The organism is Bacillus cereus (assembly GCF_025917685.1).
Lineage (GTDB): Bacteria > Bacillota > Bacilli > Bacillales > Bacillaceae_G > Bacillus_A > Bacillus_A cereus_AT.
In genome coordinates this window covers 3,982,233-4,002,256 of the sequence record NZ_CP089518.1, presented here as the reverse complement: position 1 = coordinate 4,002,256, position 20,024 = coordinate 3,982,233, and the positions used below count along the sequence as shown (strand labels likewise).

The window sequence follows — 20,024 nt, the reverse complement described above, 5'->3', positions numbered from 1 at the left end:
GTGTTGTGTAAATATTTCTTATAATATTTGACATGTTGACAGATTATGAAATGAAAGTGAGTGATCCGTGTGGATCTAACGCAAATTCAAAACCCTAGTTTTTTGAAAGATATGTCTATTAGCGAACTAGAGGGATTGAGTGAGGATATTCGTAAATTTTTAATTGAAGAGCTCTCTCAAACAGGTGGACATATTGCACCTAATTTAGGTGTAGTAGAACTCACAATTGCTCTGCATAAATTATTTGATAGTCCGAAAGATAAGTTTTTATGGGATGTAGGACATCAATCCTATGTACATAAAATTTTAACAGGGCGTGCGAAAGAATTCGGCACATTAAGGCAATACCAAGGTCTATGTGGTTTCCCAAAACGCTGCGAGAGTGAGCATGATGTTTGGGAAACTGGTCATAGTTCGACGTCATTATCTGCTGCAATGGGAATGGCTCTAGCGCGTGATTTAAAGAAAACGGAAGAATACGTTATACCAATCATTGGCGATGGTGCATTAACAGGCGGAATGGCTTTAGAGGCATTAAACCATATTGGTCATGAAAAAACGGACATGATTGTTATTTTGAATGACAATGAAATGTCAATTGCACCAAACGTCGGTGCGCTTCATAATGTACTTGGTCGTTTACGTACCGCAGGGAAGTACCATTGGGTAAAAGATGAATTAGAGTATATATTGAAGAAAATCCCAGCAGTTGGCGGGAAAGTTGCTGCGACAGCAGAGAAAATAAAGGATAGTCTAAAATATTTACTAGTATCAGGCGTCTTTTTTGAAGAATTAGGCTTTACATATTTAGGTCCGGTCGATGGGCATGATTATGAAAAGTTATTCGAAACGTTGCAATATGCAAAGAAAACAAAAGGCCCAGTACTTGTTCATGTAATTACGAAAAAAGGAAAAGGTTATAAACCAGCTGAGAGTGACGTTATTGGAACTTGGCATGGAACAGGACCGTATAAAATCGAGTCAGGTGACTTCGTTAAACCGAAGGAAGTTGCACCAGCATGGAGTGCTGTTGTTAGTGATACTGTACTTAATCTAGCAAGAACGGATGAACGTATCGTTGCAATTACGCCTGCAATGCCTGTTGGATCGAAACTTGAGAAATTCCAAAAAGAATTTCCGGATCGCATGATTGATGTAGGTATTGCGGAACAGCATGCTACAACAATGGCGGCTGGTATGGCAACACAAGGGATGAAGCCATTCTTAGCAATTTATTCAACATTTTTACAAAGAGCATATGACCAAGTTGTTCATGATATTTGTCGTCAAAATTTAAATGTTTTCATTGGAATAGATCGCTCTGGATTAGTAGGAGCAGACGGTGAAACGCATCAAGGGGTATTTGACATCGCGTTTTTACGTCACTTGCCGAATATGGTGCTTATGATGCCGAAAGATGAAAATGAAGGTCAACATTTAGTTTATACGGCGATGCAATATGAAGATGGACCGATTGCTTTGCGTTATGCGCGCGGTAATGGACTTGGCGTTCATATGGATGAAGAATTAAAGGCGATTCCAATTGGTTCATGGGAAACGTTAAAAGAAGGCACACAAGCAGCAATTTTAACGTTTGGTACGACAATCCCGATGGCAATGGAAGCAGCTGAGCGTCTTGAAAAGGCTGGAGTTTCAGTCAAAGTAGTGAATGCTCGCTTTATTAAACCAATGGATGAAGCATATTTACATGAGCTTTTAGGGAAAAATATACCGATTTTAACGATTGAAGAAGCGTGTTTAATCGGAGGTTTTGGAACAGGAGTAGTTGAATTTGCATCTGAAAATGGATACCACAGTGCATTAATTGAAAGAATGGGTATTCCAGACCGTTTCATAGAGCATGGTAGTGTAACAAAATTATTAGAAGAAATTGGTTTAACGACAGATGCTGTTGTAGACCGTATTCATACAATGATTCCATCAAAACAAAAAAGGGCGTAACAAATGAGCGTAAAAAAAGAAAGAGTAGATGTACTATTAGTAGAGCGAGGACTTATAGAAACGCGCGAGAAGGCTAAACGTGCTGTTATGGCAGGGCTCGTATATGCGAATGAAATGAGACTCGATAAGCCAGGAGAGAAAATCTCACAAGATACAGAGATTACGGTGAAAGGGCAAGTTATGCCATATGTAAGCCGTGGTGGTTATAAACTTGAAAAGGCATTAGAGACATTTCAACTTGATTTACAAGATAAAGTTATGATAGATATTGGTTCATCAACTGGTGGCTTTACAGATTGTGCGCTTCAAAATGGAGCGAAGTTATCTTATGCATTAGATGTAGGCTATAATCAACTTGCGTGGAAATTGCGTCAAGATGAGCGTGTTGTTGTGATGGAACGAACGAACTTCCGTTACGTGACACCGGCAGACTTAGAGCGCGGTTTACCTCAGTTTGCAAGTATCGATGTTTCATTTATATCATTAAAGCTAATATTGCCGGTTTTAAAAACAATGCTTATGTTAAATGGTGACGTAGCTGCATTAATTAAACCGCAGTTTGAAGCTGGACGAGAACAAGTTGGGAAAAAAGGCATTGTTCGTGATAGAAAAGTACATGAAGCTGTCGTGGAAATGATTGTCGATTTTGCTCTGAAGGAAGGCTATGATGTCGAAGGTTTAACATTCTCGCCAATTACGGGCGGGGATGGTAATATTGAATTTTTAATCCATCTAAAATGGCATGGAGAGCGTGAGAATGGCGAAAACCATTCGCCGGTTTCTATTGAGCAAGTTGTTACAGAAGCACATGACGTTCTAAAACAAAAAGGGAAAGGGGAATAACATATGTTGTTCCTCTTTTTGTTGTAATTGTATAATGATTGTAAAAACAATTGTGTACAAGAAACGAATTATACGTTAACATAAATAAGTGAAGTATACCAATGTTTAAACTGTGGTAAGAGATAGTGTGAGGTGCAAATGTATGAATAAAGGTCAGCGCCATATTAAAATCAGGGAAATTATTGCGAACAAAGAAATTGAAACACAAGATGAACTAGTTGATATTTTACGTAATGAGGGATTTAATGTAACGCAAGCAACAGTATCGCGCGATATTAAAGAACTGCACTTAGTTAAGGTGCCATTACATGATGGACGCTATAAATATAGCTTACCAGCAGATCAACGATTTAACCCGTTGCAAAAATTAAAACGAAATCTAGTGGATTCATTTGTAAAATTAGACACGGCAGGACATATGCTTGTGCTAAAAACATTGCCTGGTAACGCTCATTCACTTGGGGCACTTATTGATCATTTAGAGTGGGATGAGATTATCGGAACCATTTGTGGTGATGATACTTGCTTAATTATTTGCCGTACACCTGAAGATACAGGTGTTGTCTCTGATCGTTTCTTAAATATGCTGTAACAAAAAAATCTTGTTTACTTTCCTCTGTAAAGTGGAAAGTAAACAAGATATTTTTATTGGTTAAAATATGAATTATTAAATGCAATATAATATTTTCTTTAAATAAAGTTAGAAAATAGGTGGATTGACCCGTAAAACAAATGTTTGGTACAATGGAGCGGGTTAGATGAGTAATTTATACATATAAACATACAGTATAACTATTTGAATGAAGAGTACTTAAAAAAAGCCCTTAGTAGGGGATTAGTTTATAACGAGGTGAATGGGGCATTGTTATCGGAATTATCGATCAGAAACTTTGCTATTATTGAGGCATTAAATATTTCTTTTCAAAAAGGTTTAACCGTTTTAAGTGGTGAAACAGGAGCCGGAAAATCGATTATTATTGATGCGATTAGTTTGCTTGTTGGCGGCCGTGGTTCAGCGGAGTTTGTTCGATATGGAACAGAAAAGGCTGAAATAGAGGGTTTATTTTATGTAGAAGATGATAAGCATCCGTGTATTGCAAAGGCAGAAGAATTAGATATAGAAATAGAAGACGGCATGATTATTTTGAAACGTGATATCGCTGCGAACGGAAAAAGTGTATGCCGTGTAAATGGGAAGCTTGTTACACTTAGTATATTAAAAGAGATTGGAAAAACGCTTGTTGATATACATGGACAGCATGAAACGCAAGATTTAATGAATGAAGAGCGTCATATGTTTATGCTAGATCATTTTGATGGAGATCGTATTGTTAAGCAATTAGACATATATCAGAACGTATACGGAGACTATGAAAAATTAAAAAAACAGTTGAAATCTTTAAGTGAAAATGAACAACAAATGGCTCATCGTCTAGATTTAATTCAATTCCAACATGAAGAAATTCGTAAGGCAGATTTAAAAATGGATGAAGAATATGAATTGACTGAGGAACGATTGAAAATATCCAATTTTGAAAAGATTTATAAAGCGTTAGGGGATGCGTATCGTTCGTTGAGTGGGGACAGCCAAGGGTTAGATCATGTAAGGAATGCAATGAGCCAAATGGAGAGTATTACGCATTTAGATGAGGCGTATCAAGAAAACCATGATTCAATTGCAAATAGCTATTACTTATTAGAAGAAGTTGCATATCAGCTTAGAGAAAAGTTAGATATGATGGAATATGATCCGAAACGTTTAGATGAAATTGAAACAAGGTTGAATGAAATCCGTATGTTAAAGAGAAAGTATGGAAATACTGTAGAAGAGATTTTAGCGTATGCTGATAAAATTGAACAAGAAATTTTTACAATTGAAAATAAAGACGTACATATTGAAACGACGAGAAAGCAGCTAAAGGAATTAGAAAGTGTTATTTTAAAAGAAGCAACGTTGTTAAGTGATATGCGTCATGAACTGGCAGACCATCTTACAAACGCTATTCATCAAGAATTAAAAGAATTATATATGGAAAAAACGAAATTTGAAGTGAGAATAATGAAGAGGGAAGGAAATGCAGAAGAACCTCTTGTAGAAGGAACACCGGTGAAACTTACGGCGGATGGCTATGATCACGTGGAGTTTTATATTTCAACGAACCCTGGTGAACCGTTAAAGCCGCTTTCAAAGGTTGCTTCTGGCGGAGAGTTATCTCGTATTATTTTGGCTTTAAAAAGTATTTTTTCTAAGCATCAAGGTGTTGCTTCAGTTATTTTTGATGAAGTGGATACAGGTGTGAGTGGTCGGGTTGCACAGGCTATTGCGGAAAAAATCTATCGTGTATCGGTAAACTCGCAAGTACTTTGTATTACGCACTTACCTCAGGTAGCTTCAATGGCGGACTCGCATTTATTTATTAGAAAACAAGTGGCGAATGATCGGACGATTACATCTGTTACGGTGCTAAGTACGGATGAAAAAGTAACAGAAATTGCTCGGATGATTTCTGGTGTAGAAATTACAGATTTAACGACAGAACATGCGAAAGAGTTACTTACGCAAGCACATCATTTCAAACAGACAGCAGAGGCTATCCAGTAATGGATAGCTTTTTTTCTCAAATGATGATTTCTTAATTCTTCCGGTTATAAATAAAGCACTGCAAGGAGAGATTAAAAAGTGAAGCCAAGAGGCTGAATGTGGGGTAGGAGCGAGGAGAGTGAACAAATTGAAATTAGAAAGATTTCGAAAAATAATAGGTCTTTGTCTCCTTGTTTCTTTAGTTTTTATTGGATGTTTTAAACCGCTTCGAACGTTTATTTCATCCCCGAAACAACTTGTTGTTTTTGAAGGACAACAATCAGAAATAGCATCATTACCAGTTTTTAAGGCTTCATCTACAAATCGTAATGTATTTACAGTAAGTTCAAATGAACAAGAGCTTATGGTGAATTCTCACCAAAATGGTGAAGCTGATATGGTGTTTCAACTCGCTGGTTTTCCAGTGAAAAAAGTAAATGTAAAAGTATTGAAAGATTTTAAAGTTATCCCCGGTGGACAATCGATTGGTGTGAAATTGAACACAAAAGGTGTACTTGTTGTAGGCCATCATTTAATTCAAACTGAAAAGGGTAAAGTATCTCCTGGTGAAACAGCTGGTGTACAGATTGGGGATATGATTACTGCAATTAATGGGAAAACAATTGAAAGAATGAGTGATGTAGCACCATTTATTCATAATAGTGGAGAAACAGGTGAACCGCTTAATCTTGTTTTGCTAAGAGATGGAAAATACATTCGCACTAAGTTAACACCACAAAAAGACAGCGGGGAATCGTCTTATCGTATTGGTTTATATATTCGTGACTCGGCAGCTGGAATTGGAACAATGACATTTGTTCATCCGGGTTCCATGAAATACGGGGCACTTGGTCATGTCATTTCTGATAATGATACAAAAAAACCAATTCAAGTAGAAGATGGACAAATTATGCGCTCGACCGTAACCTCTATTGAAAGAGGGAGTCACGGGAATCCAGGAGAAAAATTAGCAAGATTTTCACCGGATCGTGAAGTGATTGGTAATATTACAGTAAATAGCCCGTATGGTATTTTCGGGAAATTAAATACAAATATGACAAACGGCATAATGGATAAAGCAATGCCTATCGCATTATCCCATCAAGTAAAAGAAGGACCAGCGAAAATATTAACAGTTATTGATCAAGATAAAGTTGAGGCGTTTGATATTGAAGTTGTTAGTACGGTACCGCAAAAGTTCCCAGCTACAAAAGGTATGGTTATAAAAGTGACAGACAAACGTTTACTAGCAAAAACGGGTGGTATTGTACAAGGGATGAGTGGAAGTCCGATTGTACAAAATGGGAAAGTAATTGGTGCTGTTACACATGTATTTGTAAATGATCCAACGTCAGGATACGGTGTTCATATTGAATGGATGTTACATGAGGCTGGAATTAATATTTATGATCAAGAGAAAAAAGCGAGCTAATGCATATTAGCTCGCTTTTCTATTGAAAAATTCGTTGAAATTTTGTAAAAGCTCCGCAAGAGCTGTTTTTTGTTGTAAAATATAAGAAAAGGGTTGAACGTTTCGTTGTAATTCTATGATGGAATGTGTTGCGAAAGAAAGTAAATGGGCGATAAATATATTTTTTTGTGTTTTTATCGGAAAGTAAGAAACTTTAAAAGGGAATTTTCACACAATTGTCGAACAATTCATGTAGCCTAGAAGCTTACACATGTCGGAAGAATCGATTCGGTAAGGGAGGAAAAACTGTGGAGAAAATTAAAGTATGTCTTGTGGATGATAATAAAGAATTGGTATCAATGCTAGAGAGCTATGTTGCTGCTCAGGATGATATGGAAGTAATCGGAACTGCTTACAATGGTCAAGAATGTTTAAACTTATTGACAGACAAGCAGCCTGATGTACTCGTTTTAGACATTATTATGCCACATTTAGATGGTCTAGCTGTGCTAGAGAAAATGCGACATATTGAAAGGTTAAGACAACCTAGCGTTATTATGTTGACAGCGTTTGGACAAGAAGATGTGACGAAAAAAGCGGTTGATTTAGGTGCATCATATTTCATATTAAAACCATTTGATATGGAGAATTTAACGAGTCATATTCGTCAAGTGAGTGGTAAAGCAAATGCTACCATTAAACGTCCATTACCATCTTTCCGATCAGCAACAACGATCGATGGAAAACCGAAAAACTTAGATGCGAGTATTACAAGTATCATTCATGAAATTGGTGTACCCGCTCATATTAAAGGGTACATGTACTTACGAGAAGCAATCTCTATGGTGTACAATGATATCGAATTACTAGGATCTATTACGAAAGTATTATATCCAGATATCGCAAAGAAATATAATACAACAGCAAGTCGTGTCGAGCGCGCAATCCGTCACGCAATTGAAGTGGCTTGGAGCCGTGGGAATATTGATTCTATTTCGTCCTTATTTGGTTATACTGTATCGATGTCAAAAGCAAAACCTACGAATTCCGAGTTTATCGCAATGGTTGCGGATAAGCTAAGACTTGAACATAAGGCTTCTTAAATGTTGATATAACAGTATCTGACGCGACTTTAACGTTAGAGAACGTTGAGCAATAAATATCTTTGACCGATAAATAACACGGTCATTTGAGTGATAAACACCGTTCTTTTGGTAGTTACTAAAACTATCGAGAGGGCGGTGTTTTTTGTCTGATTTCGAATTTTAAATCGAAAAGGATTCGCTAGAAGAGCAAACTTTTTCTTTAAATAATTTTGGAGATGGAGTAACAGGTGAATTACATAAATCTGGAGACCTTCAATATGTTGGTGGAACTTAAAATTTGCAATTTGTAGAAAAAAGCTTCTCTATAGAGGCTTTTTATTTTGTTGTTCCATGCATTCATAATTTTAGTGGGTAAGTTATCCATGATATAATAGATGATAATAAAAAGCCCTGCAAAACAGGACTATATTATTCTTCGTTTTTATTTTGTTTTTCTAATTCAACTAACTTTTGGATTAAAATATGCTGTGGCATATGCATAAGTTGTTCAAGTGGAACACCTAACGCTTTTGATAGGCGGACTGCAGTGTCTGGAGAAATTTGTAATGGTCTCATAGAAGTACCTCCTTTTTCGTATAGTATAGCATAAGATTGGGGGAGTGAGGATGACTCTTATATTTGCACATCGTGGTGCAGCGGGAACGTATCCGGAAAATACAATGATTTCATTTGAAGCGGCGGAGGCTTTTGGAGCAGATGGAATTGAACTCGATGTTCAATTCACGAAAGATCGAAAAGTTGTCGTCATTCATGATGAAACGGTGGATCGGACAACAAATGGAAAAGGTGCGGTTCGAAATTATTTATATGAGGATTTATGTAAGTTGGATGCGAGTTATAAATTCGGTGACAAAGTAGGTTTTTGCAAAATACCTCTTCTAGAAGAGGTGTTAGAATGGCTCGCAAAAACGAAATTGCTACTCAATATTGAACTGAAAAATAATAAAATCCCATACAGAGGTTTAGAAGAAGAGGTTATAACACTTGTACGTAAGTTTAGTCTAGAGGATCGGATTGTGTTTTCTTCTTTTAATCACTACAGTATGAAGCGGTGTCATATGATGGCTCCTGATATTCAAACAGCTATTTTGTATCGTGAAGGTTTGCATAGCCCGTGGGCATATGCAAAAAAGATGGGTGCTACTGCAGTACATCCGAATTATCGTTATCTTCAAGATGCTATCGCTGAATTAACGATGGAAAGTGGTGTGGAGGTTCGTCCTTACACGATAAATGAAGAAACGCTTATGCGTAAATATTTTGATATGAATATATCGGCGATTATTACTGATTATCCTGAAACAGCAAGAACTTTATTACCGATAAAAAAATGAGACCTAATATAATGGTCTCATTTTTTATTTATGATATGTGAAAACTTTGTTTTATCTTCTGAAGCGTGCTTGTACTTTATTTCTCTTACGATCCCTGTGTAAGACGAAGCCGCCGAAGATATAAAACCCGAGTGCAAAGCAAAGAGCGCCGATTAAAAATTGTAACCACAATATAGGGATTGGGGAGAACAAAATCCCAAATACAGTATCTCTCATTAGTTTAATACCAAGCACGGCTAATGAAATGGGGATGAGTGCTAATAATAGAGCGAGGTAACGCTGCATAAATAACGCTCCTTTTCAGATTATTTTGTGTATTTTAATGATGTTATATGGAATGGGGGTTTGTCAAGAGGTTGCTGAACGAGTAAGATAAGAATGTGAAAAATTTTGCAGAGATACTTCGAGAGGAAGTGTAATATATGAAACAAAAAGTTTTAATTGTTGGTGCAGGTGAAGGTGGCAGTACACTGCTGAATCTGTTACAAAGTTCGAATATATTTCAAATTATAGGGATTATTGATATAAATCCGATTGCAAAAGGATTACAAATGGCTAAGGAATACGGGGTTACAATTGGAGAGAGCGTAACGTCGTTTCTTTCTATGCATATTGATGTAATGTTTGATATGACAGGTGACGATGATTTACATAAAGATTTATTAATGAAAAAGCATAAAGATACTCTTCTTATACCAGGGGATATTGCGAAAATTGTTACGAGATTAGCGCATGAGAAGGAAGGTTTGATTGGGCAGTTAGAGGAACAAACGCAACAAGGAGAATTAATTTTAAATTCTACACATGACGGTATGATTGTTATTGATCGAGAGGGAAAAGTCCGTCTGTTTAATAAAAGCGCAGAGCGTATTATCGGATATAAAAAAGAAGAAGCGGTAGGGAAATATATTTTAGAAGTTATTCCAACGAGTAAGTTGCTCCGTATTATACGTACGAAACAAATAGAAGTGAACCATGAACTGACGTTAGAAAATGACAAGAAGATCATTACAACGCGTATACCAATATTAAAAGAAGGCGGAGAGGTTCAAGGGGCATTTGCGATTTTTAAAGATATTACAGAAGTTGTAGATTTAGCGGAAGAAGTTACAGACTTAAAAGAAATTCAAACGCTACTCGAGGCGATCATTAACTCATCTGAAGAAGCGATTTCGGTTGTCGATGAGAAAGGAAGGGGGTTAGTTATAAACCCTGCATATACGAAGCTAACAGGTTTGACGGAAGAAGATATTCTCGGGCAGCCAGCTACAACTGATATTGTAGAAGGTGAAAGTATGCATATGAAAGTACTTCGGACACGCCGAGCGGTACGAGGAATACATATGAAGATTGGGCAAAAGAAGCGCGACGTAATTGTAAACGTAGCACCAGTTATTGTAGATGGAATATTGAAAGGTAGCGTCGGGGTAATTCGTGACGTATCAGAAATTCAAAAATTAACAAATGAATTAAATAGAGCAAGACAAATCATCCGAACATTAGAAGCGAAATATTCATTTGATGATATAGTCGGGAAGTCAGATGAAACAACAGCAGCTATTGAACAAGCAAAACTTGGAGCGAATACACCAGCAACGGTACTACTTAGAGGGGAATCAGGGACAGGGAAAGAGTTGTTTGCACACGCTATTCATAATGGTAGTAATCGAAAATACAATAAGTTCGTCAGAGTAAACTGTGCTGCTATTTCCGAGACGTTATTAGAAAGTGAATTATTCGGTTATGAGGAAGGTGCGTTCTCGGGAGCGAAAAGAGGCGGGAAACGAGGGTTCTTTGAAGAAGCGAACAATGGAAGTATTTTTTTAGATGAAATTGGAGAATTATCTGCAAATACGCAAGCAAAGCTCCTTCGAGTACTGCAGGAAAAAGAGATTGTGAAAGTAGGTGGAACGAAAGCGATACCTATTAATGTTCGAGTAATTGCAGCGACGCATGTGAATTTAGAAAAAGCAATTTTAGAAGGAAAGTTCCGAGAAGATTTATATTACCGCTTAAATAAAATTCCGATTCAAATCCCTTCTCTTCGTCAGCGCAAAGGAGATATACCAGCGATTGCAGAAAGGTTAATTCAAAAAATTAACCAAGATTATGGCCGGAATGTAGAAGGGCTCACCGATTCAGCTGTTTCGTATTTACAATCATATGAATGGCCAGGAAATGTTAGGGAACTTGAAAATATTCTAGGGCGAGCAATTATTTTTATGAATTATAACGAGATATACATTGATGTACATCATTTACCCCTATTACATAAAGAAGAACAAGTGGAGACGAAACAAAATAATTTATTACCTGAATTAGAGGAGAAGGCCCTTGAACACTTAGTGACAGAATTTGAGGGGAATATTATACGTGAATATTTGGAGAAATTTGAGGGGAACAAAACGAAAACTGCAAAAGCGTTAGGGATTTCAGTTCGAAACTTATATTACAAGCTAGAAAAGCACGACTGTGCAAAAAATAGCATGCAATAAATTGCGTACCGTGCAATTTATTGCATGGTATACAAAAAGCGACAAAACAAGACAGAATATTTCGTTGTTTTCCAAAGTATTGATTTTACAGCATTTTGAATGCGTTTTCATTATTGGTAAGACCACTTTTAAAAGTTGGCACGGTATTTGCTTAATGAATAGACGAGGGACGACGGAAAGGGTTGATTACAAAATATGAAGTTAGAACATTTAATTGATCAAGCGGCAGGACAGCCTAAAAAAACTGTGGCTGTAGCAGTAGCTGAAGATCATGAAGTAATTGAAGCTGTAGCGAAGGCAATTCAACTACAGCTAGCTCAATTTCGTCTATATGGAAATCAAGAAAAAATAATGGGGATGCTACAAGAGCACGGATTACAAACTTCAGAACATATTGAAGTGATTGCAGCAACGTCAAGTGCTGAGGCTGCAGAACTTTCTGTTAAAGCTGTAAGAAATGGCGAAGCAGATGTGCTTATGAAGGGGAACATCCCAACTGCAAATATTTTGAAAGCCGTATTAAATAAAGAGTGGGGACTTCGTAAGGGCAGCGTACTTTCACACGTTGCAGCGTTTGAAGTTCCAAATTACGATCATCTTATTTTTGTTACAGATGCAGCGATGAACATTGCACCTGATGTAACACAAAAAGCTGCTATTATACAAAATACTGTAGAAGTTGCCCGGGCAATAGGAATAGATTTGCCGAAGGTAGCGCCAATTGCAGCGGTAGAGGTTGTTAATCCTGCGATGCAAGCGACAATTGATGCAGCGATGTTAACTCAAATGAATCGCCGCGGACAAATTAAAAATTGTGTCGTTGATGGACCACTTGCTTTAGATAATGCAGTATCACAAATTGCAGCAGAACATAAAGGCATAGTAAGTGATGTAGCAGGTAAGGCAGACATTTTACTCGTCCCAACGATTGAAGCTGGAAATGTGCTATATAAATCACTCGTCTATTTTGCAAATGCAAAGGTAGGGGCGATGATTGCAGGCGCTAAAGCACCGATTGTTTTAACATCACGTGCTGATTCAGCAGAAACAAAAGTATATTCATTAGCATTGGCAGTTGCGACTGCTTCAAAATAAACCAAATAGGGTAAAACAATTAGGGGGAAACGACAATGACATTAGAAATCTTCGAATACTTAGAAAAATATGATTATGAGCAAGTGGTATTTTGTCAAGATAAAGAATCTGGTTTAAAAGCAATCATTGCAATCCATGATACAACACTTGGACCAGCTCTTGGTGGAACAAGAATGTGGACATATGATTCTGAAGAAGCGGCGATTGAAGATGCATTGCGTCTTGCAAAAGGGATGACATACAAAAATGCAGCAGCTGGTTTAAACTTAGGTGGTGCAAAAACAGTAATTATCGGTGATCCACGTAAAGATAAAAGCGAAGCGATGTTCCGTGCATTAGGACGCTACATTCAAGGACTAAACGGACGTTACATTACAGCTGAAGATGTTGGTACAACAGTAGATGATATGGATATTATCCACGAAGAAACTGACTTTGTAACAGGTATTTCACCTTCATTCGGTTCTTCTGGTAACCCATCTCCAGTAACTGCATACGGTGTTTACCGTGGTATGAAAGCAGCTGCAAAAGAAGCGTTCGGTACAGATAGTCTAGAAGGAAAAGTAATTTCTGTTCAAGGTGTTGGTAACGTAGCATATCACCTATGCAAACATTTACACGCTGAAGGAGCAAAATTAATCGTTACAGATATTAATAAAGAAGCTGTACAACGTGCAGTAGAAGAATTCGGTGCAACAGCGGTTGAGCCAAATGAAATTTACGGTGTTGAATGTGATATTTACGCACCATGTGCATTAGGCGCAACAGTTAATGATGAAACTATTCCACAACTTAAAGCAAAAGTAATCGCAGGTTCTGCAAATAACCAATTAAAAGAAGATCGTCACGGCGACATCATTCATGAAATGGGTATTGTATACGCACCAGACTATGTTATTAATGCAGGTGGTGTAATTAACGTAGCAGACGAGTTATATGGATACAATAGAGAACGTGCCTTAAAACGTGTTGAGTCTATTTATGACACAATTGCAAAAGTAATCGAAATTTCAAAACGCGATGGCATAGCAACTTATGTAGCAGCAGATCGTCTAGCTGAAGAGCGCATTGCAAGCTTGAAAAACACTCGTAGCACATACTTACGCAACGGTCACGACATTATTAGCCGTCGCTAATCATTCATATACAACTTTTACAAAAGGTGTGGTTACCTCTTATGAGGTTTCCACTTCCTTTTGAATTTATTAGTGGAGGTAGCAACATTGTCCTTAAATCGAATTCTTGTTATTAATCCGGGTAGTACATCCACAAAAATTGGTGTTTTTGATAATGAAAGACCCGTTTTAGAAGAAACAATTCGTCATGATGAAGAACAGATTGGAAAATATAAGCGAATTATCGATCAATATGAATTTCGAAAAGAAACGATTTTAGAAGTTTTACATTCGCATGGTATTAACATTTCAAAATTAAACGCTGTTTGTGGGCGTGGTGGATTACTTCGTCCAATCGAAGGCGGTACGTACACAGTAAACGATGCAATGTTAGAAGATTTAAAAAATGGGTTCAGCGGTCATCACGCTTCAAACCTTGGAGGCATTCTAGCTTATGAAATTGCTTCTGGATTAAATATTCCTGCATTCATTGTGGATCCTGTCGTTGTAGATGAAATGGAGCCAATTGCTCGTATAAGCGGTATTGCTGGTATGGAACGTAAAAGTATTTTCCATGCATTAAACCAAAAAGCGGTTGCTCGTAAAGTGGCTGAACAATTAAATCACAAATACGAAGATTTAAATTTATTAGTTACACATATGGGTGGCGGTATTACAGTTGGTGCCCATAAAAAAGGGAAAGTTATCGATGTTAATAACGGCTTAAACGGAGAAGGACCATTTAGTCCAGAGCGTGCTGGTACAGTACCAGTAGGACAATTAGTTGAAATGTGTTTCTCTGGTGAGTATTACCGAGACGAAATGGTTAAAAAACTTGTCGGACAAGGTGGACTTGTAAGTCTAATCGGTACAAACGATGCAATTAAAGTAGAACAAATGGTTGAAAAAGGTGATCCTGAAGCAACACTTATTTATAAAGCAATGGCATATCAAGTTGCAAAAGAGATTGGCGGAGCGAGTGCTGTACTTCACGGGAAAATCGATGCAATCGTATTAACTGGTGGACTTGCATACAGTAAAATTCTTGTCGATGAAATAAAAGAACGTGTTGACTGGATTGCAGATGTTATTGTGCATCCAGGAGAAGATGAGTTACAAGCGTTAGCAGAAGGAGCACTTCGTGTATTACGTGAAGAAGAAGCGCCGAAAGAGTATGTTGTAAGAGAAAAACAAACAGTAGCTAGGGGTTGAGATAATGGCAAGAGAATATGATTTAGTCATCGTTGGCGGCGGTACAGGTGGATATGTTGCTGCTATTCGCGCATCACAACTAGGATTAAAAACAGCACTTGTTGAAAAAGAAAATCTTGGTGGTACTTGTTTGCACAAAGGATGTATTCCTAGTAAAGCTCTTTTACGTAGTGCAGAAGTATACGCAACTGCTAAAAAAAGTGAAGAGTTCGGAGTTATTGCAAGTAATGTAGAACTGAACTTTGCAAAAGTACAAGAGCGTAAAGAGAAGATTGTAACGCAGCTCCATAAAGGCGTTCAACATTTAATGAAACAAGGTAAAATTGATGTGTTTGAAGGTATTGGCCGTATTCTTGGCCCATCTATTTTCTCTCCGATGCCAGGGACAATTTCAGTTGAACTTGCAAGTGGAGAAGAGAATGAAATGTTAATTCCAAAAAATGTACTTGTTGCAACAGGTTCTCGTCCAAATTCATTACCAGGTTTAGAATTAGACGGAGAGTACGTAATGTCTTCAGATCATGCCCTGAAAATGGAAACGCTTCCTAGCTCGATTATTATCGTTGGTGGCGGTGTAATCGGTATTGAGTGGGCATCGATGCTTGCTGACTTCGGTGTAGAAGTTACAGTGTTAGAGTATGCGAAAACTATTTTACCACTAGAAGATCAGGATGTTTCAAAAGAAATGCAACGTCTGTTCAAGAAAAAAGGTATTAAAGTGGTGACTGGTGCAAAAGTATTACCAGAAACATTGGTAAAAGATAATGGAGTAACAATTCAAGCTGAACATAACGGTGAGAATAAAGAATTTAAAGCAGAAAAAATGCTTGTATCTGTAGGAAGACAAGCCAATACGCAAAATATTGGTTTAGAGAATACGGATATCGTTGTGGAAAAAGGATACATTCAAACAAATGAGTTTTATCAAACGAAAGAATCTCATATTTACGCAATTGGAGATGTAATCGGTGGCTTACAACTTGCTCACGTTGCTTCTCATGAAGGAATTGTTGCAGTAGAACATATTGCAGGGAAAGAAGTTACACCAATTGATTACTCTATGGTATCAAAATGCGTATATAGCAGTCCAGAAGTTGCTTCTGTTGGTTTAACAGAACAAGAAGCGAAAGAAAAAGGCTATAAGTTAAAAGTAGGTAAGTTCTCATTCCGCGCAATCGGAAAAGCACTTGTATACGGAGAATCAGATGGATTTGTAAAACTTGTAGTTGATGAAGAAACAAATGACATTCTTGGTGTTCATATGATTGGACCACATGTAACAGATATGATTTCTGAAGCTGGTCTTGCAAGAGTACTTGATGCAACACCTTGGGAAGTAGCACATACAATTCATCCGCATCCATCATTATCTGAGGCGATTGGTGAAGCAGCACTAGCTGTAGATGGAAAAGCGTTACACGCATAAAAATGTGGATTTAGGAGGTTATGAAAAATGGCAGAAGTAAAAGAAAAGCGCCATGAAGAGCTTGGCTTAAGTGATGAGCAAGTATTAGAAATGTTCCGTACGATGTTACTTGCACGTAAAATCGACGAACGTATGTGGTTATTAAACCGTGCAGGTAAAATTCCATTCGTAATTTCTTGTCAAGGACAAGAGGCTGCACAAGTTGGAGCAGCGTTCGCTCTTGATAGAGAGAAAGATTATGCATTACCATACTACCGTGATATGGGTGTTGTACTAGCGTTTGGTATGACAGCTAAAGAGCTTATGTTGTCAGCTTTCGCGAAAGCTGGAGATCCAAACTCTGGTGGTCGTCAAATGCCTGGTCACTTCGGTCAAAAGAAAAATCGTATTGTTACAGGTTCATCTCCAGTAACAACACAAGTACCACACGCAGTTGGTATTGCACTAGCTGGAAAAATGGAGAAGAAAGATTTAGTAACGTTCGTTACATTTGGAGAAGGTTCTTCAAACCAAGGTGACTTCCATGAAGGGGCAAACTTTGCTGGTGTACACAAACTACCTGTTATTTTCATGTGTGAAAATAACAAATATGCAATCTCTATTCCCGTTGAAAAACAATTAGCATGTAAAAACGTATCAGATCGTGCAATTGGTTACGGTATGCCTGGATATACAATAGACGGAAACGATCCGCTTGCAGTATATAAAGCTGTAAAAGAAGCAGCAGACCGCGGCCGACGTGGTGAAGGCCCAACTTTAATTGAAACAGTATCATATCGTTTAACAGCACATTCTAGTGACGACGACGATCGTGTTTATCGTGATAAAGAAGAAGTAGAAGAAGCAAAGAAAAAAGATTCAATTATAACATTTGCAGCTTATTTAAAAGAAGCTGGCGTGTTAACTGAGGAATTTGAAAAACAAATGTTAGACGAAATTATGCATATCGTAAATGAAGCAACAGAATATGCAGAAAATGCTCCGTATGCAGCACCTGAAGATGCATTGAAGCACGTATACGCAGAATAGGGGGGAACGTTTCATGGCTGTAATGTCTTATATTGATGCTATTACATTAGCAATGCGCGAAGAAATGGAACGCGATGAGAAAGTATTCGTTTTAGGAGAAGATGTTGGTAAAAAAGGTGGCGTGTTTAAAGCGACACACGGTTTATATGATCAATTTGGTGAAGATCGTGCACTTGATGCACCGCTTGCAGAATCTGCAATTGCTGGGGTAGCAATTGGTGCGGCAATGTATGGTATGCGCCCAATCGCTGAAATGCAGTTTGCTGATTTCATCATGCCAGCAGTAAACCAAATTGTTTCTGAGGCAGCAAAAATTCGTTATCGTTCTAACAACGATTGGACTTGTCCAGTTACAATACGTGCGCCATTTGGTGGGGGTGTTCACGGTGCATTGTATCATTCACAATCTGTAGAAGCGATGTTTGCAAACCAACCAGGTTTAAAAATTGTTATTCCTTCTACACCATATGATGCAAAAGGTTTACTAAAAGCTGCAATTCGTGATGAAGATCCAGTATTATTCTTTGAACATAAACGTGCATACCGCTTAATTAAAGGTGAAGTGCCAGAAGATGACTACGTATTACCAATCGGAAAAGCAGATGTAAAACGCGAAGGTGATGATATTACCGTTATCACATACGGATTATGTGTTCACTTTGCTCTTCAAGCAGCTGAAAAGTTAGCACAAGATGGCATCTCTGCACACATTCTTGATTTACGTACTGTATATCCGTTAGATAAAGAAGCGATCATTGAAGCAGCTTCTAAAACGGGTAAAGTTCTTCTTGTAACAGAAGACAATAAAGAAGGAAGTATTATAAGTGAAGTGGCAGCAATTATTGCTGAAAATTGCCTGTTTGATTTAGATGCACCAATTGCACGTCTTGCAGGTCCAGATGTTCCAGCAATGCCATATGCACCAACAATGGAAAAATTCTTTATGGTAAATCCAGATAAAGTTGAAAAAGCAATGCGTGAACTTGCGGAATTTTAATCGGGGGGACTATACATGGCTGTAGAAAATATTACAATGCCTCAGCTCGGGGAGAGCGTTACAGAGGGCACAATTAGTAAATGGCTCGTTAATGTTGGCGATCACGTAAATAAGTATGATCCGCTTGCAGAAGTAATGACTGATAAAGTAAATGCCGAAGTACCATCTTCTTTCACGGGTATTGTGAAAGAGTTAATAGCTGGTGAAGGTGATACGTTAGCTGTAGGTGAAGTTGTTTGTGTCATTCAAGTAGAAGGCGCAGATGAAGTAGCTGCAACAGCTGTTGAGGAAAAAACGAAAGAAGAACCAAAGGCAGAAGTAACTACGCCTGAAAAAGCACCGAAAGCGAAACAACCAACTGATGGAAAACCACGTTTTTCACCAGCGGTATTAAAACTTGCGGGCGAGCATAATGTTGATTTAGATCTAGTAGAAGGTACAGGATCAAATGGACGTATTACTCGTAAAGATATTTTAAAGCTAGTGGAATCTGGAAATATTCCGCAAGCTGGTGCGAAAAAAGAGGAAGCTGTAGCAGCGGTAGTAGAAGCGCGTCCAGAAGCACCAAAAGCAGCGCCGGTAGCACAAAAAGTAGAAGCTGCGAAACCAGTTTCTGTTCCGACAATGCCTGGAGATATCGAAATTCCAGTAACAGGTGTGCGTAAAGCAATTGCAGCGAATATGTTACGTAGTAAACATGAGGCGCCACACGCTTGGATGATGATTGAAGTAGATGTGACAAACCTTGTGTCATACCGTAATACAATTAAAGGCGATTTCAAAAAGCGTGAAGGCTTTAACTTAACGTTCTTTGCTTTCTTCGTAAAAGCAGTAGCACAAGCGTTAAAAGAATATCCTCAAATCAATTCAATGTGGGCTGGCGATAAAATTGTTCAGAAGAAAGATATTAACCTTTCTATCGCTGTTGCAACAGAAGAAGAGTTATTTGTACCAGTAATTAAACAAGCGGACGAGAAGACGATTAAAGGCATCGCTCGTGAAATTACAGAACTTGCAGGAAAAGTACGCACGAAGTCGTTAAAAGCGGACGAAATGCAAGGCGGAACATTTACAATTAATAACACAGGATCATTTGGTTCCGTTCAATCTATGGGGATTATTAATTACCCACAAGCGGCTATTTTACAAGTTGAATCAATTGTAAAACGCCCAGTAATTATGGATAATGGTATGTTTGGTGCTCGTGACATGGTTAACTTATGTTTATCACTTGATCACCGTGTACTTGATGGTTTAATTTGTGGTAAATTCTTAGGACGTGTAAAAGAAATTTTAGAAAACATGTCAGAAAATAATACATCTGTATATTAATAAAAAGCTCGCTTATGCGAGCTTTTTATTATCTTATTTCTTCATCTGCATCCTACTATATGTACAAAACTTTTCCCAGTAATCTT

The 20,024-nt window shown here is 37.8% G+C and carries 17 protein-coding genes; 15 read left to right on the top strand and 2 right to left on the bottom strand.

Translation table 11 applies throughout. The features are described from left to right. The first annotated feature begins 69 nt into the window (after positions 1–69). From dxs to spo0A, 6 genes are all read left to right on the top strand, one after another. On the top strand, positions 70–1,962 hold the full coding sequence (gene dxs, locus LUS72_RS20705; RefSeq protein WP_097830734.1) for a 1-deoxy-D-xylulose-5-phosphate synthase: 1,893 nt from the start codon (positions 70–72) through the stop codon (positions 1,960–1,962). A 3-nt stretch (positions 1,963–1,965) separates the two neighbouring features. Then, positions 1,966–2,805 carry a TlyA family RNA methyltransferase gene (locus LUS72_RS20700; protein WP_097830735.1) on the top strand — a complete coding sequence of 280 codons (840 nt, stop codon included), beginning with the start codon at positions 1,966–1,968 and terminating at the stop codon, positions 2,803–2,805. A 142-nt stretch (positions 2,806–2,947) separates the two neighbouring features. Further along, positions 2,948–3,397, top strand: coding sequence for an arginine repressor ArgR (gene argR, locus LUS72_RS20695; RefSeq protein WP_001032581.1), 450 nt, complete (start codon positions 2,948–2,950; stop codon positions 3,395–3,397). A gap of 270 nt (positions 3,398–3,667) precedes the next feature. Next, positions 3,668–5,407, top strand: a complete 1,740-nt coding sequence (recN, locus tag LUS72_RS20690; protein WP_097831045.1) for a DNA repair protein RecN — start codon at positions 3,668–3,670, stop codon at positions 5,405–5,407. Positions 5,408–5,525: 118 nt separating this feature from the next. Next, positions 5,526–6,818 (top strand): SpoIVB peptidase, encoded by a 1,293-nt coding sequence (gene spoIVB, locus LUS72_RS20685; RefSeq protein WP_264448227.1) that lies wholly within the window; start codon positions 5,526–5,528, stop codon positions 6,816–6,818. 287 nt (positions 6,819–7,105) lie between these two features. Beyond that, positions 7,106–7,900, top strand: a complete 795-nt coding sequence (spo0A, locus tag LUS72_RS20680) for a sporulation transcription factor Spo0A (protein ID WP_000411416.1) — start codon at positions 7,106–7,108, stop codon at positions 7,898–7,900. Positions 7,901–8,311: 411 nt separating this feature from the next. Here the strand turns inward: spo0A and LUS72_RS20675 are convergent, their stop codons facing one another. Further along, positions 8,312–8,458 (bottom strand): YycC family protein, encoded by a 147-nt coding sequence (locus tag LUS72_RS20675; protein ID WP_097830737.1) that lies wholly within the window; start codon positions 8,456–8,458, stop codon positions 8,312–8,314. Positions 8,459–8,508: 50 nt separating this feature from the next. Between LUS72_RS20675 and LUS72_RS20670 the strand changes: the two genes are divergently transcribed. Next, complete coding sequence (locus LUS72_RS20670) at positions 8,509–9,237, top strand: glycerophosphodiester phosphodiesterase (protein WP_097830738.1); 729 nt, start codon at positions 8,509–8,511, stop codon at positions 9,235–9,237. Between the two features lie 51 nt (positions 9,238–9,288). Here LUS72_RS20670 and LUS72_RS20665 read toward each other — a convergent pair whose 3' ends face one another. After that, positions 9,289–9,522, bottom strand: a complete 234-nt coding sequence (locus tag LUS72_RS20665; protein ID WP_001190193.1) for a DUF2627 domain-containing protein — start codon at positions 9,520–9,522, stop codon at positions 9,289–9,291. A gap of 137 nt (positions 9,523–9,659) precedes the next feature. Between LUS72_RS20665 and LUS72_RS20660 the strand changes: the two genes are divergently transcribed. The 8 genes from LUS72_RS20660 (at position 9,660) to LUS72_RS20625 (ending at position 19,938) form a co-directional block, all read left to right on the top strand. After that, positions 9,660–11,732: a sigma-54 interaction domain-containing protein gene (locus LUS72_RS20660; RefSeq protein WP_097830739.1), complete on the top strand. Its 2,073-nt coding sequence runs from the start codon at positions 9,660–9,662 to the stop codon at positions 11,730–11,732. A 195-nt stretch (positions 11,733–11,927) separates the two neighbouring features. Then, positions 11,928–12,827: a phosphate butyryltransferase gene (gene yqiS / locus LUS72_RS20655; RefSeq protein ID WP_097830741.1), complete on the top strand. Its 900-nt coding sequence runs from the start codon at positions 11,928–11,930 to the stop codon at positions 12,825–12,827. A 35-nt stretch (positions 12,828–12,862) separates the two neighbouring features. Beyond that, on the top strand, positions 12,863–13,963 hold the full coding sequence (locus LUS72_RS20650; RefSeq protein WP_097830742.1) for a leucine dehydrogenase: 1,101 nt from the start codon (positions 12,863–12,865) through the stop codon (positions 13,961–13,963). 87 nt (positions 13,964–14,050) lie between these two features. Continuing rightward, a complete protein-coding gene (gene buk / locus LUS72_RS20645) occupies positions 14,051–15,154 on the top strand; it encodes a butyrate kinase (protein WP_097830743.1) in 1,104 nt (367 codons plus the stop codon). Positions 15,155–15,158: 4 nt separating this feature from the next. Beyond that, complete coding sequence (gene lpdA, locus LUS72_RS20640) at positions 15,159–16,580, top strand: dihydrolipoyl dehydrogenase (RefSeq protein WP_000090438.1); 1,422 nt, start codon at positions 15,159–15,161, stop codon at positions 16,578–16,580. A 27-nt stretch (positions 16,581–16,607) separates the two neighbouring features. Further along, a complete protein-coding gene (gene bfmBAA / locus LUS72_RS20635) occupies positions 16,608–17,609 on the top strand; it encodes a 3-methyl-2-oxobutanoate dehydrogenase subunit alpha (protein WP_000852549.1) in 1,002 nt (333 codons plus the stop codon). Positions 17,610–17,622: 13 nt separating this feature from the next. Next, the gene (gene bfmBAB / locus LUS72_RS20630; protein ID WP_000290070.1) at positions 17,623–18,606 is read left to right on the top strand and encodes a 3-methyl-2-oxobutanoate dehydrogenase subunit beta; all 984 of its coding nucleotides are present in this window, start codon (positions 17,623–17,625) and stop codon (positions 18,604–18,606) included. Between the two features lie 15 nt (positions 18,607–18,621). Beyond that, entirely contained in the window at positions 18,622–19,938 is a 1,317-nt protein-coding gene (locus tag LUS72_RS20625; RefSeq protein ID WP_097830744.1) for a dihydrolipoamide acetyltransferase family protein, read from the top strand. Positions 19,939–20,024 lie beyond the last annotated feature (86 nt).